Annotated in this window: 1 protein-coding gene; it reads right to left on the reverse strand. The window is 45.0% G+C overall.

Annotated features, from left to right (window positions below):
• Positions 1-78: 78 nt before the first annotated feature.
• Positions 79-1,587 carry a reverse transcriptase domain-containing protein gene (locus F6K38_RS40010; protein WP_044492589.1) on the reverse strand — a complete coding sequence of 503 codons (1,509 nt, stop codon included), beginning with the start codon at positions 1,585-1,587 and terminating at the stop codon, positions 79-81.
• Positions 1,588-2,167 lie beyond the last annotated feature (580 nt).

Consider the following 2,167-nt stretch of genomic DNA (forward strand, 5'->3'; position numbering starts at 1 on the left):
GGTTAGAGTCGATGCCCGGTATTATCCGGGGCACCTCTCCTTCAGAACCGTACGTGAAGGTTTCCCCTCATACGGCTCCTAGATATTCTCTCCCTTAGGAGTGCTCCAGTGTATCTGTTGATGGCAGCTTTGATGTACTGCTAGTAGATTCTTTTTTGACCAGTTGTCGTGGTTTCCATCTATGTGATGAAGATGTACATCCTCGCCTTCGATGAATCTCAGTCCACAGTGTCCACAGGAATGGTTTTGCTTTTTCAATGCGTCAGAGGTAGCATCGGAGTAAAGGCGTGAATTCCTTTGGCTCCAGTAGACTAGGTCGCCGTCGTATGGTGACTTAGTCCCCCTTACGTTCACGTGTTGGTTCTGTTTGTAACCTACCTTTGGGAATGCTTTATCGCATAATTTGTTGGCTCTGTACCGATTCACTTTCTTTTCCTTTCGGAATTTACGGTTAGCGGTTATTCTCATGAACCACAATGAATCCCTTGAGCTACTCATATCACAGCTACTATGGTAGTTACGCCATCCGCGAACTTTGGAGGCTAATTTCTTAGCTTTTACTTCGGCACCATAGTTCGAGTTGTTGACTACGGATTTAATTTTCTTACGTATGTTTCTATGATTTTCCTCTGAGGGAACGCATGAAAACTTTCCGTCTTTTCTGACGCGGAATCTCCACCCCAGGAAGTCAAATCCGTCTGTCGTTTTAGTTAGCTTGGTCTTTTCTTCACTGATTTCCATTCCTCTTTCTGCCAAGAATTTCTTGACTTTGTTGAGGATTTTCTCAGCATCATCTTTAGGCTTTAAGATAAAAACCATATCGTCTGCGTATCGCAGACTTGGATGGATTTCCTCTATTCCGTTTAATGCCACATTTGCTAATAAAGGACTTACCACACCCCCTTGTGGGGTGCCCTGTTCTGGAAACTGAACGGTTACTCCTGCTTTTAGGCATCTGAATATCCCCGTTTTGATTTTTGCTGGTGCGATAAGCCTTTCCATTATAGAGCTGTGGGAGATTCGGTCAAAGCATTTCTTGATGTCTAGTTCGATTATTCGTTTATTTATTCCATTATGGTTTGAGGCCAGATGGATTTGTAAGCGTTTTTGGACGTCCTGGGCGCACCTGCCCGTTCTGAATCCATAGCTATCTCCGCTGAACGTAGCCTCGTGGGCTGGTTCAAGGGCTAGCTTCACTAGACATTGCCATGCTCGGTCAGCGATGGTTGGTATCTTTAACATTCTTACTTTTCCATTCTTTTTTGGGATTGGAATTTCTCTGAGTCCGCTATGCTTCCAGTCAGTTGCATAATGGTTCAATGTTTCAACCAGTTCCATTCGTTCTCTGTAGTTGAGGCTTGACTTGCCATCAACTCCAGCCGTTTTCTTGCCTTTATTTAGCTGTGTCACTTGTCGGACTGCCAAAAGTTGAGCTGAGCGGGATTTCAGTATCAGTTTTTGTACTGACCTGGCTTTCTTCAAGTCACCAACTCTAACTGCTTTATACACTCGCTTTTGTAGGCGGAAAAGATTTTGGCGGAGTTTCTTCCACTGTTGTTTTTTCCAAAGTTCACTATGATTACTCATGTGTCTAACTATGCTCTCCTAGAGTTTGTGTATTCTGAATACCCGCAGCCAGTTTCTAGCTGCATCCTACCCGATAGTGGGGATTAAGTTTGACATAACTTACTGAAGATTCGACCGGCCTCCAGACCCATTGCTATCGTTTTTACTTGTTCCATTCATCGGATTGTTTTGATGGTTTAGGGCAGTCCACTTTGCCTATTCCCTCCTCAGAGTTTACAACTGTCTGCAACAGAACGTTGTGAGGATAATCAGGAATCGAGTCTCGCATATACTAGTCAGATTGCGGCTTCTCCTTTAGACACTTTTTAAGGACTTTCGCTGCTGTTACCCATGTCATCTTCCCATTAGCGGCAGTGTCACGCATCTGATTCGTGTCTGATTCCGCCCTGTTGCCAGCGTCACTCTGCTAGGATGTCGCCTGCTCGGTGTGGCCAGATAGGGTGTCACATCTCTCCTGATGGGGTCGGATTTGCACCGCCATCCTGATGAATAGTTATAACCTTTGGGATGTTATTCCGCGAGTTACCTGAGTCATAACCTACTCTACTACGAGTTGCTCCTACTCAGAACAAGCCGCACG

It is taken from the genome of Moorena sp. SIO3B2 (assembly GCF_010692525.1).
GTDB classification, from domain to species: Bacteria; Cyanobacteriota; Cyanobacteriia; order Cyanobacteriales; family Coleofasciculaceae; genus Moorena; species Moorena producens.

Coding starts and splice junctions, on each gene's coding strand:
- F6K38_RS40010 (WP_044492589.1), bottom strand. CDS start 1,587: ATGAGTAATCATAGTGAACTTTGGAAAAAACAACAGTGGAAGAAACTC.